At 65.7% G+C, this 19,391-nt stretch carries 19 protein-coding genes; 9 read left to right on the forward strand and 10 right to left on the reverse strand.

Annotated elements, in window-relative coordinates; genetic code table 11:
• The first annotated feature begins 90 nt into the window (after positions 1–90).
• Positions 91–1,413 (forward strand): hypothetical protein, encoded by a 1,323-nt coding sequence (locus tag LZC94_14635; GenBank protein ID WXB18465.1) that lies wholly within the window; start codon positions 91–93, stop codon positions 1,411–1,413.
• 12 nt (positions 1,414–1,425) lie between these two features.
• On the opposite strand, the gene LZC94_14640 is transcribed toward LZC94_14635, so the two are convergent.
• On the reverse strand, positions 1,426–1,722 hold the full coding sequence (locus LZC94_14640; protein ID WXB18466.1) for a hypothetical protein: 297 nt from the start codon (positions 1,720–1,722) through the stop codon (positions 1,426–1,428).
• 407 nt (positions 1,723–2,129) lie between these two features.
• Here LZC94_14640 and LZC94_14645 point away from each other — a divergent pair, with 407 nt between their 5' ends.
• Positions 2,130–2,369 (forward strand): hypothetical protein, encoded by a 240-nt coding sequence (locus LZC94_14645; protein ID WXB18467.1) that lies wholly within the window; start codon positions 2,130–2,132, stop codon positions 2,367–2,369.
• Between the two features lie 208 nt (positions 2,370–2,577).
• Here the strand turns inward: LZC94_14645 and LZC94_14650 are convergent, their stop codons facing one another.
• From LZC94_14650 to LZC94_14670, 5 genes are all read right to left on the reverse strand, one after another.
• Complete coding sequence (locus tag LZC94_14650; GenBank protein ID WXB18468.1) at positions 2,578–4,650, reverse strand: VCBS repeat-containing protein; 2,073 nt, start codon at positions 4,648–4,650, stop codon at positions 2,578–2,580.
• 380 nt (positions 4,651–5,030) lie between these two features.
• Positions 5,031–5,195, reverse strand: coding sequence for a hypothetical protein (locus LZC94_14655; GenBank protein WXB18469.1), 165 nt, complete (start codon positions 5,193–5,195; stop codon positions 5,031–5,033).
• Positions 5,192–5,356: a hypothetical protein gene (locus LZC94_14660; GenBank protein ID WXB18470.1), complete on the reverse strand. Its 165-nt coding sequence runs from the start codon at positions 5,354–5,356 to the stop codon at positions 5,192–5,194. Before LZC94_14660 ends, LZC94_14655 begins: the two co-directional genes overlap by 4 nt.
• Positions 5,353–6,309 (reverse strand): hypothetical protein, encoded by a 957-nt coding sequence (locus tag LZC94_14665; GenBank protein WXB18471.1) that lies wholly within the window; start codon positions 6,307–6,309, stop codon positions 5,353–5,355. Before LZC94_14665 ends, LZC94_14660 begins: the two co-directional genes overlap by 4 nt.
• A 131-nt stretch (positions 6,310–6,440) precedes the next feature.
• Positions 6,441–7,337, reverse strand: a complete 897-nt coding sequence (locus LZC94_14670) for a hypothetical protein (GenBank protein WXB18472.1) — start codon at positions 7,335–7,337, stop codon at positions 6,441–6,443.
• Positions 7,338–7,484: 147 nt separating this feature from the next.
• Here LZC94_14670 and LZC94_14675 point away from each other — a divergent pair, with 147 nt between their 5' ends.
• From LZC94_14675 to LZC94_14690, 4 genes are all read left to right on the forward strand, one after another.
• Positions 7,485–8,711 (forward strand): hypothetical protein, encoded by a 1,227-nt coding sequence (locus LZC94_14675; GenBank protein WXB18473.1) that lies wholly within the window; start codon positions 7,485–7,487, stop codon positions 8,709–8,711.
• 91 nt (positions 8,712–8,802) lie between these two features.
• Positions 8,803–9,366 (forward strand): sigma-70 family RNA polymerase sigma factor, encoded by a 564-nt coding sequence (locus tag LZC94_14680; GenBank protein WXB18474.1) that lies wholly within the window; start codon positions 8,803–8,805, stop codon positions 9,364–9,366.
• Positions 9,363–10,982: a PEGA domain-containing protein gene (locus tag LZC94_14685; GenBank protein ID WXB18475.1), complete on the forward strand. Its 1,620-nt coding sequence runs from the start codon at positions 9,363–9,365 to the stop codon at positions 10,980–10,982. Before LZC94_14680 ends, LZC94_14685 begins: the two co-directional genes overlap by 4 nt.
• A 118-nt stretch (positions 10,983–11,100) precedes the next feature.
• Positions 11,101–12,186 carry a beta-lactamase family protein gene (locus LZC94_14690; protein WXB18476.1) on the forward strand — a complete coding sequence of 362 codons (1,086 nt, stop codon included), beginning with the start codon at positions 11,101–11,103 and terminating at the stop codon, positions 12,184–12,186.
• Between the two features lie 98 nt (positions 12,187–12,284).
• Here LZC94_14690 and LZC94_14695 read toward each other — a convergent pair whose 3' ends face one another.
• The 3 genes from LZC94_14695 to LZC94_14705 form a co-directional block, all read right to left on the reverse strand.
• On the reverse strand, positions 12,285–13,034 hold the full coding sequence (locus LZC94_14695; protein WXB18477.1) for a thioredoxin family protein: 750 nt from the start codon (positions 13,032–13,034) through the stop codon (positions 12,285–12,287).
• A gap of 235 nt (positions 13,035–13,269) precedes the next feature.
• Entirely contained in the window at positions 13,270–13,995 is a 726-nt protein-coding gene (locus tag LZC94_14700) for a hypothetical protein (protein WXB18478.1), read from the reverse strand.
• A gap of 1,098 nt (positions 13,996–15,093) precedes the next feature.
• A complete protein-coding gene (locus LZC94_14705) occupies positions 15,094–15,567 on the reverse strand; it encodes a hypothetical protein (protein WXB18479.1) in 474 nt (157 codons plus the stop codon).
• Between the two features lie 326 nt (positions 15,568–15,893).
• On the opposite strand from LZC94_14705, the gene LZC94_14710 reads away from it, so the two are divergent.
• Positions 15,894–16,748, forward strand: coding sequence for a hypothetical protein (locus LZC94_14710; GenBank protein WXB18480.1), 855 nt, complete (start codon positions 15,894–15,896; stop codon positions 16,746–16,748).
• Between the two features lie 91 nt (positions 16,749–16,839).
• On the opposite strand, the gene LZC94_14715 is transcribed toward LZC94_14710, so the two are convergent.
• Entirely contained in the window at positions 16,840–17,226 is a 387-nt protein-coding gene (locus tag LZC94_14715; protein WXB18481.1) for a nuclear transport factor 2 family protein, read from the reverse strand.
• A 124-nt stretch (positions 17,227–17,350) separates the two neighbouring features.
• Here LZC94_14715 and LZC94_14720 point away from each other — a divergent pair, with 124 nt between their 5' ends.
• On the forward strand, positions 17,351–18,004 hold the full coding sequence (locus LZC94_14720; protein WXB18482.1) for a TetR/AcrR family transcriptional regulator: 654 nt from the start codon (positions 17,351–17,353) through the stop codon (positions 18,002–18,004).
• 302 nt (positions 18,005–18,306) lie between these two features.
• A complete protein-coding gene (locus LZC94_14725) occupies positions 18,307–19,332 on the forward strand; it encodes a lipase family protein (GenBank protein ID WXB18483.1) in 1,026 nt (341 codons plus the stop codon).
• Positions 19,333–19,391: the final 59 nt, after the last annotated feature.

Genomic DNA, 19,391 nt, shown 5'->3' on the forward strand with positions numbered 1-19,391 from the left:
GGGGAAGGGAGCGTCCAACGGTCCATGCGCAGCCGCGCCTCATCGATCGCCCTGGCCGTCGTGCTCCTTGGCTGTGCGCACCCCCGAGCCGTGGCACGCCCAGAGGAGGTGCCGCTACGACCCTCGGAGAGCCCGCCGGTTCCAGCGCCCGCCGCGCCACCCATCGCTCCGGCGCCCGCCGCGCCACCCATCGCCAAGGAAACTCCGGCGACGCCGCCGGCATGGCCGTTGGCGATCACACCGTTCTCCCCCACGCGTCTCCGAGCCCGGTGGGCCGTCACCCGTCCGGCCTTGGATGGGGATGCGGATGGCGACGGCGAGCTTCACGTCCGCGCCGCGCCCGGCAGCACCTATATCGTTGCATGCCGTAAGTCCGCGGTGCTCGTCAAACGCATCGACGCGCGCGGCAGGCTCGCCTGGTCGAAACGAATTTCGGGGCCATGTGCAACGATATCCGATGGAAATGTCCGACCGATCGCCGCCACCCCCGACGGGGTCGTGGTGGCACTTCCCGCCATCGGGGATGGTCCCGGCGTGCGCGTCCTCCGTCTCGACACCGAAGGGAAGATCGCATGGGAGCGCTCGATCCGGGGCGCGATGCGCGATCTCGAGACCGCCGCCACCCGCGGACGAATCACGATCTGCTTCGACGACAAATCGTCGATATCGTTCGAGGGCCAAACGATTCCGGCCTCACACGGCAACCGGATCGCGCTCGAATTGGATGACCATGGCACCCACGTGGGAACGTATGTCGCACCGGCCAGCCGGTGCACCTACGATGAGGAGCACCATTTGTGGATGAGCGACTGGGCCTCGGCCGATCGCGTGACGGGGGAGCCCCGGCATATCGTACTTCCGCAAACGAATGTCGACGGCTGGACCCCCTTCGAAGCGGGTTGGGTCGTGCGGAAAAAAGGCAGCTTCGTGTTCATCGACCACGATGGTACGAGCGTATGGCGCGTCGAGTGGCCGACGGACGATCGGGACTGCTTGCTCACCCCCACCCCCATCGCCGCCACGGCGCAGCGTTTGCTCGCGGGCCTCTATCTCTCCTGCCGCCCGGGCGCAAAGACCCACTTCGGCGACGTGGCCATTCGCTCTCCGCGCAGCGACGACATCATCCGCCGCATGATCGTGTTCGATATGGACGCCACCGTCATGCGAACGCGCGCCCAATTCGAGTTGGAACATCCCCCCGAGCAAATGAACCACTCCATGCAATTCGTCCCCAGCGCCGATGGCGTCCTTGCGTATGGCCGTTTTTCCGGACCCCTCGGCCTCGGCTCGACGATCGTGTCGGGTCCGCCGGTCGATGAAGACTACGACCGCCTGCCGAGTTGTGCTGGCGGTCCTGGCTCCAGGAAGACGTATCCACCATGGCCGGTGGTCGTATCGTTTCCCGTCCGATGAGGCATCGGTCCTTCACGGCTCGGGGGTCGAGTGCTCGAGCGCACGTTTTCGCGCTCCGGCACCGCGATGGCGGGACGGGTCCGCGGCCACGGGGATCAAGGCCAAGTGGATCACCTCGTACTTGTGCGCCTTCAGCGAGGGGATGGTGCCCTCGGCGCGCATGCGCTTGATGCTCTGTTCCACCATCCTCAAGGCCATGGTGCGCGTGGGGGCCTTGCATTCGCAGCCCGCCAGCAACGGGCAATGCGCGTGGACGGTACCGTCCTCCTGGTACTCGAGAACGATGGGAAGATTCCGAAGCGAATTCATGGCGTGACCTCCGGGTGCACGTCGGATGTCGCCGCGCTGCTCCTTCGTGTCGACGAAGCGATGCTGCTCTTCATGGGTACGTCCTCCGCGTGAGAAACGGACCCCCCCTGCTCGAACGACCCACCCCGCGGCGCGGTCGCTCGCACCCACGTTGTCGCATGATTCAAGCCAGGAAGACCTACTACATAGAAGGCGCTTCCGCGATTTCAACTTCGGTGCGAAACCTCCACCAAAAGCAGAGCATCGAAGGTCACGCGCATTTTCGTGGCCCCCGAAGGCGCCGAGGCAGAATGCACCGAGAGGTGCGCTTCTGAGCACGCCGAAAGGCCCACCCGCTTCATCCAGGTGAGAGGGTGCGCGGCACGAAACGACGAGGATGTCAGCTGGGGCCGAAGAGGGAGGTCCGAATGGCGCGAGCCAAGACGATGAACGTTCAAGAGCACCTTTCCCGTATGCACTCCCTTCGTCATGACGTGCGCGCGCTGCTCCATCGCGCCGGCGAAAAGGAGCTCATGGAGTGGCAGGATCTCGAGCCCGAAACCCTGGAGCTCGACCTCGGCATGGGCCGCGATCCTCACACCGCCCTCTGCGAGAGCCTCGAACGGCTCATCGAGCGGCTGGCGAAGCTGCACACCGCCATTTCCTAGCGAGCGGCGAGCAGCGAGCAACGAGGTCGGGTGCCCGCGAGCAGGCTCCGCTCGTTTGGGCAACGAACGTTTGCCGATGGCGAGTCGGCGGTCCACGAAGGCCGAGTGTATGTGCGCGCCCACAGCGTAGGTGGGTAGCACGTCGGCCTTCGTGGGCTGGTACGAAGCGTAGCGTCGTGCGCGGGGCGCAGCGTAGGTCAGCGGGCGATCAGGGGAGGCAGCCGGCAAACGGCAAGACGCTGATGCTGCCGCCGCCCGCCACGGCCAGGTCGAGCCGGCCGTCACCGGTGAGGTCGGCCGCGAGGACCGATTCGGGCGAGTAGCCCGCCGCGTAGTGGGCCGGTGCCGCAAAGGTGCCATTTCCCTGGTTGAGCAAGAGGGTCAGGCGACTGCGGGCGTAGCCTTGTTTGTGCCCCACGACGATGAGGTCCCTCGGGCCATCGCCCGACACATCCTCGGCCACGAGCGAGTAGCCGTCGTCGCCACCGGCCTCGTAATCGACCTTGGGAGCAAAGGTGCCGTCGCCCTGGTTGACGAGCACGCTCACCTTCCCCGTGGAGCTCACGGTCGCGATATCCGCTTTGCCGTCGCCGGTGAGATCGGCCGCCACCATGTCGTACGCCGAGAGCGTCACGGGGTAGTCCACCTTGGCCGAGAACGAGCCGTCGCCCCGATTGAGCATCACGCTGACCGAGGAAAAGGTGGCGGCGACGAAATCGAGCTTGCCGTCGCCGTTCACGTCGGCGACCGCGATTTCCTTCTGGTCGTAGTTCCGGGTGATGGCGTCGTCGCGGAGGGGCTGGAAGGTGCCGCCGTCACGGTTGACGAGCACGCTCACCGCACCATCGTAGGGGCCATCGCCGGTTCCTCGCCCGATGACGATGTCGACCTTGCCGTCCTCCGTCACGTCGGCCGCGATCATGTCGTCGACGCCGCGCACGGGATAGTCGTACGGGCCGGCGAAGGTGCTGTTGCCCGTGTTGATCAACACGCTCACATTGCCGGCGGCGGCGAAGGCGAGATCGGACTTGCCGTCGCCCGAAAAGTCGGCCGCGATGAGGACATGGGCGCCGGCCGGCACCTCGTAGAAGGTGGGGGGCCCGAACGTACCGTTGCCTTGGTTCGTCAGCACCCGCAAGGCGCCGTAGCCATAAGGGCCGTCGATGCCGACGAGATCGAGCTTGCCATCGCCGGAGATATCGGCCGCGACGGGAGACCAGGTGCTCCCCTCGATCGGGTACGGGATCGGCGCCACGAATGTGCCGCTGCCCTGGTTGACGAGCAGCGCCACGCCCTCGGTGCCATACTGTCCGACGGCGAGATCGGCCTTGCCATCGCCGGTGAAGTCCGCGCCGGTGATCGACTCGGGGCTGGCTCCCACCTGGTATTGGACATTGGGGGCGAATGTGCCGCTGCCCTGATTGACCAGCACGTTGACATAGCCGTTGGTGGCGACGAGATCGAGCTTACCGTCGCCGGTCACGTCCACCGCCGCGAGGGCGCGAAGGTAGTGGCTCTTGCCCACCAGATAGTTCACACCCGATTCGAAACGGCTGCGACCTTTGTTGACGAATACGCTCACGGTGCCGCTCCCGCCATGGGCCACGGCGAGATCGAGCTTGCCATCGCCGGTCAGGTCGGCGGCCACGAGCGAGCCGGCTTCGCGCTCGCTGTCGTTGTCGATGCGGAAGGTGCCGCGGAGCGAGTCGAACTTGCCAAACCCCTGATTGACGATCACATAGATGGAGTTCTGGACACCGGGGTCCACGGGGTCCGCGACATACGCGATGTCGGGCCAGCTGTCCCCCGTCAACTCCGCCACGACGATCGACGAGGGGGCGCCCACATAGAGGTTCACCGGCGCGGCGAAGGCGCCTTGTCCCTTGTTCATCAGGACGCTCACGGTGCCGCTCTCCCAGTTCGAAACCACCAGATCGGGCTTGCCGTCGCGGTTCAAATCCCCCGCCGCGACGCCGTGAGGTTGATTGCCCGTGGCATAGTCGACCTTCGGCGCGAAGGTGCCGTTGCCCTGGTTGAGCAGCACGCTCGCGTTCTTGCTATTGAGGTTCGCGGTGGCGATATCGAGTTTTCGGTCGCCATTGAAATCCGCCACGGCAATCGCGACCGGGCTCGTGCCCGCCGGGTAGTCGACCGCGGGGGCGAAGTTGCCGCCGCCGAGGCCGAGCCTCACGCTCACGGAGCCATTGGTGCCGAGGAGATCGGGTTTGCCGTCGCCGTTCACATCGGCCGTGGTCACGGCGGTCGCGCTTCCCGCAATCATGGGTACGCCGGGGAAGCCGAGCTTTCCCGCGCATGCGGCGGCGTCGGTGGCGGCAAGAGGGGCGAGAGTGCCACGGGTGCCAAGGGCGGAGGCGGCCTCTCGCGTCGCCTCGCCGCCTTCGCTGGAGCATCCGAGCGAGAGCGCGAAGACCCCGAAGAGCGCGCAGGCCATTCGGAGTGCATTCAAAGGGTGGACTGTCATTCCACTTGGACCGCGGGTCTCCCGCCGTTGTTCACTCCATTTTCGCGTGGGTTGCTTCGGCGTGCGGATTGGCGCGATTGACAACTTCGGCCATTGGGCTATGTCGTCACCGAGGGCACATTGTGAGGCTCTCAGTTGCGCGCCGGCCGACGCGCTGGCGAGCCTCGCTCCGAGTGGGATCATAGGGTTCGAGGGTCGTCCAGGATCGCGTCGATGGGGCTCGGAAACAGCGCGTCCACGAGGGCGGGTGTGCATCCGGCGCTGTATTCGAACGTTTGGGAAGGTTGGTCCGAGTGCTCGATGCGCTCGATTGCGCTGGCGAGCCTCGCTCCGAGTGGGATCATAGGGTTCGAGGGTCGTCCAGGATCGCGTCGATGGGGCTCGGAAACAGCGCGTCCACGAGGGTGGGGGTGCATCCGGCGCTGTATTCGAACGTTTGGGAAGGTTGGTCCGAGTGCTCGATGCGCTCGATTGCGCTGGCGAGCCTCGCTCCGAGTGGGATCATAGGGTTCGAGGGTCGTCCAGGATCGCGTCGATGGGGCTCGGAAACAGCGCGTCCACGAGGGCGGGTGTGCATCCGGCGCTGTATTCGAACGTTTGGGAAGGTTGGTCCGAGTGCTCGATGCGCTCGATGTACCCGTGAGAGTCGTAGTGGTACTGGATCGTTCGAGGGCCGGTTATCCAGCGGACGACCCGCCGGTTCGCGTCGTACTCGAGTCGTTGCGATGGCTTTGGCTGCCCCTCGAGGATCTTGTTCGTGAGCAAGCCGGATCCATCGTATTCGTAAAGATACCGCTCCACCGAGACCCCGAGCACCTCCTCGCCGATGCGCCGGCCCGCGCGGTCATACGTATATCGATGGCCGCCCACCCGCATACCGTCCATCGTTTCGCGCCGGCTCTCCATCCGTCGCTCGCCATCGTAGAAGAAGCGCCACACGATATCCCCCTCGGTGCTATCCCGAACCTCGAGGGCAATCCGACGCCCGGCGGTGTCGTAGCGATGGAGCTCGCTTCTCCGCGAGGTGCGGTCGCCCCACGCGCCGTGGGTCTCCGATGTGCTCTCGGCGCGGACTTTTCGACCCTGCGCATCGTACGCATAGGCGATCGTTTTCGTGAGCTTCGTTCCCTCGGCAACGAGCTCCCCGTGAGGTTGCCGAACCTCGTCTTGTTCGAGCGCCCAGTCATGCCGGAGCAGGTGACCTCGTTCGTCGTAGGAGAACCATTCGTGGCCTCGCGTATGGGCTCCTCCGTAGAAGACCTGGAGGATTCGGCCATCGCTCGCGAGAATGTCGTCTCGATGCGCGCCGAGCGGGCCAAATGTTTCGTGCACCCGGCACGGGAACACGGAACGCTGCGCGGCCGGTGTTGCCCCTGCGGATACCTGCGGTGGTCTCGTTGCGCCGCAGCCCGCGAGGATGACGAGGGCCATGCAGCTGGCGCGTCCGCCGAGTGACATGGCCCGCATGGTTCGGGGAAAATGGGCGCTCGTCAATGATTCGTTGTCGAAGGACGCGCCATGGGCGTGGCGTGAATGACGGCGAGCCGGGTAGCGGGCGAGGTCGCCCAGGATGGTCGCTCGAGCCGGCTTTAGAGACGTCCGCCGTCTGGATATCGGATGGCCCACTTTTCGATGAGGTAGGCGTTTACGGTGTCGCGTTCCTCGGGAGAGAGCTCGCGATCGAAGACGACCAGCTCTGCGATGGTCCCATTGAATGCGTACGATGGCGGTACGTTGCCCGCGCTGAAGGTGTTGCCGAGGATCACGCGATCGTTCATGAACGCGACAGTGACCGTGTCTCCGCGTATTTCGTAGACCTGCACCGTGTTCAGCCGCATGATCCATGCCTTCGGGCGCGTCGTGATCTGGTAAAGATGCAGGGTCGTTATTTGCCGCGGATCGGGGGGCGAAGCCACCCAATAGCGCGAAGATCCGAACGTCTCTTGGAGGATCAGCCCCCCACCGTCCGAAGCGATGAAGGGATGGCGCGTAGGAGAAGGACTAAATCCCCAGAGACCATAGGTCTCGTCCGCATCATTGCCGGTGACCCGCGTCGTCTCGGCCACGATGAACGCGTCGGCCGCCGTCAGTTGATAGTGCAGTCCAGGTCCCTCCAGGTACTCGTTATTGGCTCTGGTAAACCCGATTGCCGTTTTACCATTGTTCGTCGCGCTGTTCACGAATCGAGGAGGTGCGCCGCCATCGGGGGTCCTGAAATGCCAATTGTTCGTCGATTTGTCCTTCCACCTTGCCACGCGCCGATCGTTGGGGGCCACGAGCTCCACGGTGGCTGGATCCGCACCGTCGAGCCAAAGCGCGAGCCCTCGGATGGACGATGGCAGACCGGCATCGGCTGTAGAAGGGGCGCCGCCGCCATCGTCGTGCGATATCGCGGGGAGCGGACTGGGTTCGTTGCCGATGCACGCGGCGGCGAGCATGCCGCCCACGCTCGAAGCGAACAAGATGATTTGAACGAATCGCTTCATCGGTTGCTGGGCTCCTGGTGTGTCGACCCGTGGCCATCGTCGGATTCGATGGGGCGCCGAGCGTAGTCATTCCATGAAGCGGGTACGAGGTGATTCGAACGAGCAGAGCCTGATCTTCCCGACTGCCGCTGCGCAAAATCGACATCGATGGCCGCACGCATGGCGCTCGTACTGCTTTGCGTCGTTCGCCGAAAGCCATTCGAGCCGAAGCCGTTCGAGCCGAAGCCGTTCGAGCCGAAAGCCGTTCGCGCCGAAGGCGTTCGAGCCGAAGAGGCGGTGGTGAGCGATCTACGGTACGATGGCGTCATGGTGTGCCGCTGGGCGCTGGTCGCCGCTCTCGTGCTCGGGTCGAATGTTGCGCATGCCGAGGGGACGCGCGTGCTCGTTCGTGTCGATCCGCAGATTGCGAGGTCCGATGCCGACCGACTCGTCTCGGCCATGCGCGCACAGCTGCTCGGGACCGCGAGCATCGAGCTCGAATCCGGGGCGGTGCCCCCCGCGTGTGTCGTCGAGGTGGACCGTACGAGGTCCGGCCTCGTTCTTCGCTTCACCGACGGCATGGGCCGTCATGCGGGGGCGCCGCGTACCATCGTACGGGGTGGGGAAATCGGCGCAAGCGAAGCGGCGGCAATCGTGCGCGCGTTCGTCGCCGCCGCGATGGAGCAGGGGAGCGAAGCGGAGAAAGGTGACGCGGAGAACTCCATGGCCGCCGACGCAAACCGCCTCCCATCCGAAACCCCGGACCCGCCGCCCGCGCCATCCTTCGCTCCGGCGGCGCCGACCTTGGCGCCTGATTTCAAGGATCGACCGCCGCCGCTCGCAGAGCACCGCCTCGCACCTTCGCGATCGCGCTACGCATGGCGCGCGCGGATCGCGGCTCTCTACACGGGGGCGACGTATGCATCCGAGCTCCCCTGGCAAAGTGGAGCGCGCATCGAGGGCGCATATTCGTTTATACCCGGTTGGTATGGCGGGGTAACGTATGCCTTTTACCCCACCGCCGATATGGTGACCGAGTCCGCGTCGGTGCGGCTCGCGCGAAGCTCGGGTGCGGCCGTCGTCGGGGTCGAGAGCACCGGGCCCGTGTGGGCGTTCGGCGCCGACGCTGCGGCCGGGATCGAGCGCGCGGTGCGCGAGTCGGCCGCGCTCCGGAGCGGGGGTGGGGCGCGGATCGTCCCGCTGTTTGCGATGCGGCTGCATGGCCGGTGGCGCATTCCGCACGGAGGCGCCGCCGCGATCGACGTCGCACCCACGATCGAGCTCGCGCTGGGGCAAGAGGCTCTCGCCCTCGAAAGCAACGGGATGGCAACGCGGAGCTTGCCTGCGGTGGCCCGCTTTCGCATGGACGTGGGGGCCACATTCGATTTCTTTTGAGGCGCGTGCTTTTTTTCCACCCGAATCGCGCCTCCGGATCCACGTACCCCCCATGGCGATATCCATCCGGGGACGATAGATGGATCGAGCCATGGCCGACGAGGAGGCAGACGCGCGGCTTGCTCGCCAGGCCGCGACCGATGCGACCGCGCGTGACGCGATCGCGCGCCGGCTTGGCGCGCGCGTTCGCAGGCTTTGCAGGGCGCTCATCCCTCATGCGGATGATTCCGACGATGCCGCGCAGCTGGCCTTGCTGGACATCGTGCAATCTGCGCCAGGATTTCGCGGAGAGTCCAGCCTCGAGGCCTGGGCCGACCGGATCGCGGTCCGTACTGCGATTCGCGTGGCTCGCCAAAGGCGGCTCGCCTCCGTGCGCACCCAAGGCGATATCGCGCCCGACGATCTTGCCGCGCCGGGACCCTCGCCCAAGGCCGCCGATGGCATCCCACGATCGATCGCCGCGTACCTCGACGAGCTGCCCGAGGCGCGCCGCACCGTGCTCGTGCTGCATCATGTGATGGGCTGCTCCGTGCCCGAGATCGCCGAGGTCACGGGCGTCTCCATGAACACCGTGAAGGATCGGTTGCTCGCCGCACGCGAACAGGTGCGGCGCATGGTGCGTCGCGATCTCGCGACGTGCCGGAGGGGACCATGAACGCCATCCGTGACGCCTGCGCACGCTGGATCGCGCTCTCCGACCGCGAGGCCATGGGCGAGGTGCTGACCGCCGCAGAAAAGGCATTCGCGCGGGCTCATCTCGCGTCGTGCACCGCGTGCCGCGCGGAGGCCGACGTCTGGGGCGAGATGCGGTCGCTCCTCGACGTGCCACGTGAGGGCCATCGCGTCCACGACGGGAAGCCGGCGGCCACCCTCGTCGCGGGCCGCCGCGCATGGGAAAATGTCCCCCGACGGGATGGGCCGTGGCTCACGGGAGCTCGCGCGCTCGGATTGTGCTTGGCGGTGGCAGCCATGGCGGCCGCCATCGCGCGCCACCGCGCCCCCCACGACCGCGTCCCCAACGACCGCGCCCCCCGCGACCCGCAAGCCGTACCCGACCTCGCAACAGCGCCATCGAGCCTCGCCGCAGCACCATCGAGCCTCGCCGCGGCGCCCAAGGACGCCACCGCGATCCTCACGGTTGCGGGCGGCGGCCCGGTCGACGTCGATGGCCGGCCCGGCACCGTCGGACAAACGCTCGAGCGCGGTGCCGTCGTGTCCTCCCGCGAAGGCTCCGCGTGCTTGGCCGTCCTGCCCGCGGCGCGCGCCTGCATCGCCCGGGGCACCATGCTCCGCCTGGCCGATCCGGGACCGAATGCCCGCCTCGAGCTGCTTGGAGGCAAGGTGGCCATCGAGCTCGATCCATTGCCGCCGGGCAGCAGCTTCGCCATTTCCACGCGGGGAGGCTCGGCCATCGCCGTGGGGACCGCGTTCTCCGTCGAGGTGCCGCCGGACGATGCACCGGTCGTCACGCGCGTGCTCCACGGCGTGGTCCTGGTCCGCGCATCGAACGGTACCGAGCAGCGCGTGGCCGCGCACGAGACGACCTCGATGCGCGACGCCAAACCTACGCCGCTTTCCCCCGTCGACGAGGAACGCGAGCGCGCCCTCCTGATCGCGCCCCCCTACGACGGCGCGACGGTGCGCGCCGTCATCGACAGCGATTTACCCGGCGCCACCGTCCGCATCGACGAGCGCACCGTCGGCATCGCGCCCATCGAGCTGCTTCTCACCCGAGGCGATCACGCGGTCGCCATCGCGGCACCTTCCCGCGGCACGGCGCACGAGACATTGCACGTGGGCATCGAGCCGCTCGTTCGGCGCTTCACGCTCCCGGCCGCTCCGGCGCCGCCGTCGTCCGGTGCCATCGCGTCCACCGAGCGCACGCCAAGCGCCAAGCGCGCCGCCGAGCTACTTGCCGCGGCGAGGGTGCGAAGGGCCGATGGCGATCTCTCCGCGGCGATCGGCGCCTATCGCGAGCTCTTCGAACGCCATGGCGCGAGCGCCGAAGCCCACGCGGCGCTCGTTCCATGGGGTGAGCTGCAGCTCGCGCCGCTCTCCGATCCGCGAGGGGCGCTCGCCGCCTTCGATCGCTACATGATGCGGGGCGGACCGCTCGAGCAAGAGGCGAGCTTCGGACGCATCCGCGCCCTGCGAGCGCTCGGGCGAACGGACGACGAGCGCGCGGCCATCGAATCGTTCGTTCAGCGCTTCCCCGACGGCTCCCTCACATCGTCGCTTCGCGAACGGCTTCGATCCATGGACGATCGTTGACGCTGCCGCGGCGGTCGACGCGATCGAGGCTGCCGCAAATGAATTGAATTTAATTCCGCCCGATCCTCCGCCCTGGCTCCCCATGCGGGCTACACGGCTACACGAAGGAAGCGATCGGATGCGCGCCTTTCTCATCTTGCTTATCGGAATATGCCTCGCCCTCGGTTGCTCATCCTCGTCGAGCAACCCGCTCCCTCCGCCCGACGCGGGCGCTCGAGACGGATCGGCGGACGCCCTGCGGGAGGAGCTCGATGGCCGCATGAACGCGGCGGTTGCGAAGGGGTTCTCGGGTACGGTGTTGGTCACCGCCTCTGGGAACCGGCTCCTTGCGAAGGGTTATGGCCTGGCCGACCGAGCGAAAAATGTCCCCAATACCATCGATACGGCGTTCGACTTCGGCTCGGTGTTGAAGGAGCTGACGGCGGCCGCCATCTTCAAGCTCGCCGGGGAAGGCAAGCTCGCGCTCGACGACGCACTCGGAACCTTCTTCAAAGCCGTACCGGCCGATAAAGCAAAGATCACCGTGCTCCAGCTGGTGCTGCACCGCGCGGGCCTCGAGGCGTACCACGACACCGAGGGTGACTTCGAGCCCATGACCCGGCTCGAAGCCCGCCGGCGCATTCTGGCGCAGCCATTGAAGTTCGAGCCGGGGACCCAAGAGTCGTACTCCAACTCGGGTTACACCCTGCTCGCCGACATCGTCGAAATCGTATCGACCCGCGCCTATACCGATTACCTGCGCGAGCAGCTATTTGTCCCGGCGAAGATGCAGCAGAGCGGCTTTTACGGCGATCCCATCTGGCAATCCGTCGACACCGCGATTGGATATGGCGCGGACACGTTCGGGCGCAACGATCCCGCGGAATGGCCGTACAGCTGGGCGCTCGTCGGCAACGGTGGCCTCGTCACGACCGTCACCGATCTCGAGCGCTGGCTCACGGCCGTTTGGGCCGGAAGCGTCCTCCCTCCGCCCGCGCGCGACGCCTACCGGACGCAGTTCCTCGCGACCACCGCCTACGACTTCAACGGCAAGAAGGTCTACGGCGCCGCCGGCGGCGGCGACTTTGGCCTCGGCGGCATCGCGCTCGACTGCCCCGAAGCCAACACCCGCGTCATCCTAGCCACGAACACCCTCGACCCCGAGCGCTTTCACGTCGAGAGGTTCGCGCGCGAGCTCACCGATTTGGTTCTCTCTTGGAAATAGCGGCAGCACCCGCCAAAACACCTACGCGGTGAACCCTTCGACGCGCGCGGCACGACGAGGCGCGCCATCGAGCGATCGCGGAGGCGAGGGGCCAACGGTCATTCTTTCGCGCTCGCGTCCTGTTTCCGGAACGCCGCCTCCCCAGCGTCCGACACCTCGACCCACTTCTTGTCGGGCGCAGCATCCGCGACATAGCTATCGTGCCAATTCCACCACTTGTAGGTCGGGGTCTGAGGGTATCCTTCGGGCGAGTCCTCCCAGATCTCCTGCCGGCCGAGTGGTGTGATGTCGAGGTAGTTCCAGGTGCCCCCCATCTGCTCATCGCCGCGGTTGTTGATGAAGTAGGTCCGGAACACGCGGTCGCCGTCGCGGTAGAACACATTCGTGCCGTGCCACTCGGCCACGCCGAAGTCGGCATCGAACCCATCGGTCACGGTGACCCAAGGTATTTTCCAATCCATCCGCCCCTTCACCCGCGCAATATCCGCCTGAGGCGCGCGCGAGGCGAAGACGAGGGTGGTGTCTCGCGCATTCAAATGGGCCACGTGGGCGACTTGGTCGGCCACCATGGAGCAGCCCCGGCACGCATGCTCGGGCCACCCGAAAACCCCCGGCTCGAAAAACGCTCGATAAACGATCAGCTGACGCCGCCCCTCGAACAAATCGAGCAGGTCGACTTTGCCTGCGGGCCCCTCGAACACATACCTCTTCTCCACCTCCATCCACGGCATCCTCCGCCGCTCGGCGGCCAGCGCATCTCGGGCGCGGGTCAGCGCCTTCTCCTTGACGAGCAGCTGCTCACGCGCCGCCTCCCATGCTTGCGCCGACACAATCGGTGGTGTTTTCATCGCAGGCTGTTCGCCTTTCCGTCGATTCTCATCTGACGTCGTCATGGCTGGAAGATCTCCTCAGGGTGCGGATTCCGGCGGCTCGAGGCGGGTCGCGACCTTCGTTCACGGCTCGCTCGTTGCGCTGGGAGATAGTTTGGCACCGGAAGTCGAACGGTGGGAGTAACACTCGTGGCGGGATCTGCGCTCGAGCCAGCGCTCGCCGCCCGCGTCGGGCGACGTGCGGCCCGGCGACTCAGCCTGCCGCGAGCGGATACCCTATTTCATCGAGATCGTCGCGGAGCTCCGCGAGCGAGCGCTCGCTCCCGAGGCGCAACAGGAGCGCATGGTCGAGCGGCCGCAGCGCCAGAACATGCGCGGCATCGGCGACGGAGATCGATACTTCGAAATACTCCGACGCCCACGCCACGTAATCCTCTGGCCTGCCCGCGAGCGGCGACAGGAGCTCTTCGGACCCATCGGCATCCCGGTAGCCGCTCGAGCCGTAATACGCATCGAGCTGCTCGGCCGACGGCCACGCCATATCACCGATCCGCCACGCCGAGTCCCCTGTCCGTCGCCAGACGACAAAGGATGCGTCGGACAGGACGAACGCGGGCTCTGCGAGGAACGGCCGGAGTCGGTCGGGAAAATTCGCGAGCATCCCCGGGTAGAGCAACCACCCATGTTGCTCGACGGGCGTGAACAGGTCGTTTCCGTGCGGGCTCATGAAGGACTCGTGTGCGAACCCTTTGATGGCTGCGCCAGCGGGCGAGAAAAGGATGAAGAACTCGTCCCCGCAGCCGTCGCGCATGGACGCCATCATCTCGGCGGGATCGGACGGATTCCATCTCCGATTGAACGAATAATAACGATATTGCCGCTCCGCGCAGAGAATCGCGTCGAGCGTGGCAAGGCCCTTGGTGATTCGAATCAAATCCGGAATGTCCGGCAGGGCTTCGAGTCGCCTGGTCGAGATCATGCCGGCCTACATGGGTGGGACGAAAGGGGCGCGCTCGCCGCAAGCCCTTTGGCGCTGCGACGAACAGCCACGAAAACACCGTCGTCCGCCGAGGTCGCGCGCGGCACCGCGCGAGACATCGCCTCGCTTCCCACCCCGCATCTCGAGCTCCTCACGAATGCGGCGCCCGCTCCCGCGAAGCTCGACGATCCGGGGCACGTCCACGCAGGAATCCACGGAATCTTCGTGACCTCGCCCGCAAATGGGGCCAGCTTGTAGGTGGGCTCGGGCATGCGAACACGGTCGCTCGTCCGATCCGACGCGTCAAGTAGGCACGAGCTGAGCGAGATGCCGCCCGAGGTCACGCCTCCATGACGAGCTTCCGGCCGGTGCCCGCGCGAAGGTGCATGGAAAGGATGGAACTCCCTTCTACGTTGCATCCATGAGCCGCCAGGACACCCTCCCGCGGAAAAAGTGCCTGGCGGTTTCCGTCCTCGATTGGGCGATTGTACGATCCGACGCGTCAAGTAGGCACGAGATGGACGAGATCCCGCCCACGTCACGCCTGCACGGCGAGCTTCCGGCCGGTGCCCGCGCGAAGGTGCACGGAAAAGGATGGAACTCCCTTCCACGTCGTATCCATGAGGCGCCAGACACCCTCCGCGGGAAAGGCGCCTGGCGGTTCCGTCCTCGATTGAGCAATTGTACGATTCGACGCGTCAAGTAGGCGCGAGATGGACGAGACGCCGACCGAGGTCACGCCTGCACGGCGAGCTTCCGGCCGGTGCCCGCGCGAAGGTGCACGGAAAAGGATGGAACTCCCTTCCACGTCGTATCCATGAGACGCCAGACACCCTCCGCGGGGAAGTGCCTGGCGGTTCCGTCCTCCGCATCCGACGCGTCAAGTAGGCGCGAGATGGACGAGACGCCGACTACCCTCCGCGGGAAAGGCGCCTGGCGGTTCCGTCCTCGATTGGGCGATTGTACGATCCGACGCGTCAAGTAGGCGCGAGCTGGACGAGACGCCGACCACCCTCCCGCGGGAAAGGCGCCTGGCGGTTCCGTCCTCGATTGGCAATTGTCATGAAGGATCGAGAAGGGCTCCCGATCCACGATGGCTCATCGTTCGACGACTGTTACCTTGGGGGTCGTCGTCAAGGTGCCCGATACCGTGCACCCACCGGAGAGCGTGGCGTTGGTAAATGTGATGGTACCGTTTGCGTTGTCGTAGGTGGCTGGGACATTGCTGGGGCCGCACGGGCCGAGCGATGTATTGACGGTCACATTGTCGAAGGTGCCGTTCGTGAGCGATGTGGGCGTAACGGCCCAGGGAAAACCCGTGGCCGTGAGATTGCCACACAAGAGACCACCGCTGAAGGTCGCCTCGCTCACCGAGCCATTGCCATTGGCGTCGGTGGACCCCGTGAAGGTGGCCGTACAGTCGGCCGTAACGAGGCCCTTGGTGAGCTTCATGGCGCCCGTCGCGGTGAAGTTCGTGGAAGGTGGGTCCAAACGAAATGACAGATTCGAATCGCTGCTGAATGCACTCAACGCAAGCGCGGTAGTTGCAATGAACGCGGTGGTTGTATACATGGCAGTACCTCCGTCATGGGCATGTCGGTGACACCGGGGTGATGCCGTTTCCAATTGGAGTGCGTATCTTATCAGAAGACGTACTTTCGTTAGCTTATTTTTATTTTCGTACCATCGCTTGCACGTCGCACGGACGGTACAGGTCAAACCCGTTTTCCGATCCGCGTGGCCCTCACACCGGGACGACGCGGGACGAATTGTCGGAGCAGTCCTCGAGGTTCGTGTCCCGCGCCGGCCGCTTTGGGTGGTGTCCCATGGTACCCTGCGCCTTTCGTCCGGTCCGCCCACACCCAAGCCCCGTCCACGTCGTCCCTTCGAGAACCCCATTGCCCCGCCATTTCGAATCGATCCGCGAACGCCTCCTCAACCCGCAGCGCGTCGCGCTCCAAGAGGCCATGGCCGCGGTCCGAGGGCTGCGCGATCCCGCCGCGGTATGGGCCGCCCTCGCGTCCCACGGCGTGATCCCCGCGAGCTGGCTCGACGATCCGCGCCGCCACTTTCGGCTCGCCCGGCGCTCGCGCGTGAAGGCGCGATGTACGCGGCGATTGAACGAGCACAGCACGTGTACGCCGTCTTCCGTCGGAACGTATCCCGACTGCGCCGAGGACGCGGTCGCCATCGCCAGCGATGCGCAAGGCGTCGAGGCCGCGGAAGCGCTCGCCCGCGAGGCGATGATCCGGCTCGAGCCGTGGAGCCGTGATCCTCAGCCTCGCGGGAGCGACGTCGTATGGCAGCTCGTCACGGCCAGCGCGGACGCGTCCGTCCCGGGAGACGCCATGTTCCTCGCCTTCGACGTCTATGCGACGATCGTCGCGCACGCCGAGCGCCATGGCTTTGCGCCAAGCGCGGCGCCCAGAGGCATCCTGACGGCGCGCGGACGTTCATGGGTCGCCTGGTACGCCGCGCAAGGGTGCGCCGCGTGGCAAGCTTTGGTCGACCAGCGGGCACGCATCGGTGATTTCGACAGAGCGCCATTCCGTGCGTCGGCGCGGCGGTATTCCTATCCCCTGCAACCCGTGGCGCTTGGAGAGCGCCTCTCGGGACAACGCTTCGCCGACCGCGACAACCCGTTCGAGCCGCTCTTCGACGTGCACGCTCTCGGCTACGCGATGGCCGCCATGAGCCACGACGCCATCGCGCTCCGAGCACCGCGCGCCGACCGAAGGGGCCATTCGTCCTGAGACCATGGCGGCGACCGGGAGACGCCGTCGCCGGTCGCCCGTGAAGACGATGGCGCACCGACGATCATCCGCCGAGAGCGCGCGCGCCGTCTCAATCCCCGAACTGGTGATAAGCCTTGGCGATCACCTTCCAGCCATCCTCGAGCTTGAGGAGGGTGAGAAAATCTTGGTACTGCGCGCCGAGCGCCGCCTTCTCCATATCGACCCGCACCACCGCGGTGGTCGGTGTAATGGCGAGGACATCGAGCCGCGTCGTGACGTCGGGCGCGCCGCCGACCTTTTCGATGATGTCGTAGAGGTTCTTGATCGAGCCGCCGATCAGCTCACCGGCGCTGAAGCCGTACATCACGGCGTCCTTGTGAAAAGCCTCGGCGAGGCGCGCGGGCCTCCCCGTGCGCAAGCCCTCGACATACTTGGTGACTACCGCGATGACATCCTCGAAGTCTTGGGTGGACACGAGCTTCGGATTCTTCGACATGGCATCTCCTCGGGAAGTGGGCCATCATCTGTAGGGGTTACTACAGAGACATATCTGTAAGGTTTGATACAGGCCGTCAACCTTTTTATGCACCGAGGCAAAGAACGCGAACAAGCGAACGAAAATGGCGAGGCAAACGACGATTCCTCCGCATCGGAGCAAAGGAACACCGCGCACCTTCGAACGAAGAGCCGCACTGGCGCGCGCGCTCGACGTCTTCTGGCGGCGGGGCTACGAGCCCGCGACGATCGCGGAGCTCTGCGCGGCCATGCAGATCAACCCGCCCAGCCTCTATGCGGCGTTCGGCAACAAGGCGCAGCTGTTCATGGAGGCCGTCCAGCACTACCAGCACGTCTACTGGGACGCCGCCTGGGAGCGCATGGAGAGCACCGCGAGCGTTCACGAGGCCATGGCCGGCTTCTTCGACGACGCCGTCCAGGTCCTCACCTCCCGAGCGGCTCCTCGTGGATGCCTCGTCATCTTGGCCGCCACGAACGTCTCGGCCTCGGCCGAAGCGCAGCAGGTGAACGATGCGCTCCGGGCGCTCCGTCGGGAAGGAAGGGCCCGTTTCTTTGGACGGCTGAAACGGGGTATCGAAAACGGGCAGTTACCCTCGGGGACCGATCTCGAAGCGTTGGCTTCCTCATTGAACGCCATGCTGGCCGGAATGTCGCTGCTGGCGCGCGATGGCGCCTCGCGTGCCGAGCTGGATCGCATTGCGACGACCGCCATGGCGCTGCTCCCCGCCAAACGAAGGACGAGGTCGCGCACCGAGTGAGCGCCAACTCGTGCTCGCCTCGACGCCCAAATGTCCACCGTCGTGCCTCCTATCGCTGCTCATCCTCGAATGGCAAGACCTCACAATGGTCCGTTGGCATGAATGCTCGCCGGAGAGGTGGCGCAAGCATTCACTCCCATTCGCTCCCATTCGGTGCCGACGAAGGTGGACCGGATAGGGCTCGATGTTCAATGGGACCCAGGTCCGTGCCGACCACGAGGCGATCGTACCCATGGGCTCACGCCGAGGCGTGCGTGCACCGTCTCGCGCGGGCTAAAATTGGATCGAGGAAAGGAGGCGCGATGAGCCATCTGCAACGATTCGGAAAGGTCAGCACCTACGAGCTCGAAGACGACTCCGAGACGGTGTACGGGATCGAAGCCGTGACGGGAAATGCGGCGCTCGCGCTCTCGACCGAGCCGTCGCGGCGGCTCTCTGCGTTGGATGTCGCCACCGCCCACGATCAATCGGTTTATTATTACCGGCAGGCGGCGGATATTCTGGCCGACATCGCGGCGTGGGCCTACTCCGACTGCCAGGTCCTCCTCGACGAGCTCCGCCATCGCGGCATCGTCGGATGCGGGGCGACGTGCAAGCAGGTCTCCGTCGCCAACCACCCGATGTTCGTGGTCGCGACGGCATTCTTCATTCGCGCCGGGAATGTCGGGGTCATTGCGTTCCGTGGGACGGAGCCCGCGAACGCGATCAACTTCCTGACCGACGCGAGCTGCAAGATGGTCGACTTTCTCGCCATGGGGCGCGTGCACGGTGGGTTCGTTCGAAATGTGCGCGCGGTATGGTCCGAGCTGGCACAAGACGTCCAGAAGGCGATCGACGAGCCCTCCGAGGAGAAGCGCCTCAAGGCTCTTTACATCACGGGGCATAGCTTGGGCGGGGCTATGGCGATCGTGGCCGCGGCCCTCATCTTCGGGCGCCCCATCTATGTGAATTGGCGACCGCTCGTGCGTGGCGTCTACACGTATGGCCAACCGATGGTGGGGGACAAAGAATTCGGAAAGACGTGCGCGCGATTCGAAAAACTGGTGTTTCGCCACATCTATGGAAAGGACCTGGTGACGCGGCTGCCGCCGATCACGGTGGGCAATTTCCAGCACTTCGGCAACGAGTACCACGGAAGCGAAGATGGTTGGACGCCGCGGAGCAAGGTGTCGCAACAAGTCGTGTCGGTCGCGTTGAGCCTCCCGATCGGGCTCGCGGCGTGGGTGTTCGATCAAGTACCGCTCTTGCATCGGGTCCGCCTGCCGTATTCGGTGGGCGACCATTCGCCCATCAGCTACTTGCAAGCCTTCCGCGACGCACGCGAGTGAACGCGCGGCCCGGGCGGCGTGGTGCCGTCGCTCACGTCATCCACCTCGCTCACCCACCG

The sequence above is a fragment of the Sorangiineae bacterium MSr11954 genome, from assembly GCA_037157815.1.
GTDB classification, from domain to species: domain Bacteria; phylum Myxococcota_A; class Polyangia; order Polyangiales; family Polyangiaceae; genus Pendulispora; species Pendulispora albinea.

Coding starts and splice junctions, on each gene's coding strand:
- LZC94_14670 (WXB18472.1), bottom strand. CDS start 7,337: ATGAAGCGATTCGTTCAAATCATCTTGTTCGCTTCGAGCGTGGGCGGC.
- LZC94_14725 (WXB18483.1), top strand. CDS start 18,307: ATGAGCCATCTGCAACGATTCGGAAAGGTCAGCACCTACGAGCTCGAA.
- LZC94_14685 (WXB18475.1), top strand. CDS start 9,363: ATGAACGCCATCCGTGACGCCTGCGCACGCTGGATCGCGCTCTCCGAC.
- LZC94_14675 (WXB18473.1), top strand. CDS start 7,485: ATGGCCGCACGCATGGCGCTCGTACTGCTTTGCGTCGTTCGCCGAAAG.
- LZC94_14650 (WXB18468.1), bottom strand. CDS start 4,650: ATGATTGCGGGAAGCGCGACCGCCGTGACCACGGCCGATGTGAACGGC.
- LZC94_14655 (WXB18469.1), bottom strand. CDS start 5,195: ATGATCCCACTCGGAGCGAGGCTCGCCAGCGCAATCGAGCGCATCGAG.
- LZC94_14705 (WXB18479.1), bottom strand. CDS start 15,567: ATGTATACAACCACCGCGTTCATTGCAACTACCGCGCTTGCGTTGAGT.
- LZC94_14660 (WXB18470.1), bottom strand. CDS start 5,356: ATGATCCCACTCGGAGCGAGGCTCGCCAGCGCAATCGAGCGCATCGAG.
- LZC94_14700 (WXB18478.1), bottom strand. CDS start 13,995: ATGATCTCGACCAGGCGACTCGAAGCCCTGCCGGACATTCCGGATTTG.
- LZC94_14695 (WXB18477.1), bottom strand. CDS start 13,034: ATGAAAACACCACCGATTGTGTCGGCGCAAGCATGGGAGGCGGCGCGT.
- LZC94_14690 (WXB18476.1), top strand. CDS start 11,101: ATGCGCGCCTTTCTCATCTTGCTTATCGGAATATGCCTCGCCCTCGGT.
- LZC94_14645 (WXB18467.1), top strand. CDS start 2,130: ATGGCGCGAGCCAAGACGATGAACGTTCAAGAGCACCTTTCCCGTATG.
- LZC94_14680 (WXB18474.1), top strand. CDS start 8,803: ATGGCCGACGAGGAGGCAGACGCGCGGCTTGCTCGCCAGGCCGCGACC.
- LZC94_14640 (WXB18466.1), bottom strand. CDS start 1,722: ATGAATTCGCTTCGGAATCTTCCCATCGTTCTCGAGTACCAGGAGGAC.
- LZC94_14665 (WXB18471.1), bottom strand. CDS start 6,309: ATGTCACTCGGCGGACGCGCCAGCTGCATGGCCCTCGTCATCCTCGCG.
- LZC94_14720 (WXB18482.1), top strand. CDS start 17,351: ATGGCGAGGCAAACGACGATTCCTCCGCATCGGAGCAAAGGAACACCG.
- LZC94_14715 (WXB18481.1), bottom strand. CDS start 17,226: ATGTCGAAGAATCCGAAGCTCGTGTCCACCCAAGACTTCGAGGATGTC.